Here is a 970-nt window from a genome sequence, read left to right on the forward strand (position 1 = left end):
CTCATGCCTAAACCTCGTTACAAAACAACTAACTGGAAGCAGTACAATAAAGCCTTAATCAACCGTGGTTCTCTGACCTTTTGGATTGATGAGGAAGCGATAGCTGAGTGGAAGCAAAACAAACAAGGCAAGCGTGGTAGACCTCGCCGATTCAGCGACTTAGCCATTACTACCGCACTGATGGTGAAACGCGTTTTCTCTATGCCCTTGAGAGCGCTGCAAGGTTTTCTAGACTCCGTATTTAAGCTGGCTAACATCCCGCTTGTTTGCCCGCACTACACCTGTATAAGCCGCCGAGCTAAGGAAGTTGAAGTTTCATTTAAAACCAAAACCAGAGGAGCAATACAACATCTGGCCATTGATGCCACTGGCCTCAAGGTTTATGGCGAAGGTGAATGGAAGGTCAAGAAGCATGGTACTGACGGGAAGCGTAGAGTCTGGAGAAAGTTGCATTTAGCGGTAGACACCAGCACTCACGAAATCGTCGCGGCAGAACTGAGTTTATCTAATGTTACCGATGTAGAAGTCTTTTCTAACTTGCTCAAGCAAACACGCCGAAGAATTATTGAGATATCTGGTGATTGCGCTTATGACACAAGGGATTGCCACGATGCCATACGGATCAAGCGAGCTGTTCCACGAATCCCACCAAGAGAAAAGGCAGCCTTCTGGGAGAATGGTCACCCTAGGAATTTAGCGGTAGGTTGCCAGAAGCTCTACGGAGCCAACAGTAAGTGGAAAAAGTGGTACGGCTATCATAAATGCTCACTATAAGAGACAGCAATGTATCGAGTGAAGCAGTTGTTAGGTGGCCGGTTAAGCCTGAGAAACTACAATGCTCATACGCTATGATTAAAGCGCTGAACAAACTTACAGGGCTTGGTATACTTGAAACGCAGTGTGTTAATTGCTCAATTTCAGGCAGTTTGGTTCTCTGACCGAATTACGCAACAAAGCCCACAACATCATC

1 pseudogene is annotated in these 970 nt (G+C 46.2%); it reads left to right on the forward strand.

Annotated features, from left to right (window positions below):
- Positions 1-3: 3 nt before the first annotated feature.
- A pseudogene (locus R7Q48_RS25205) lies at positions 4-938 on the forward strand (IS5 family transposase).
- Positions 939-970: the final 32 nt, after the last annotated feature.

Source organism: Vibrio sp. 378 (assembly GCF_033339435.1).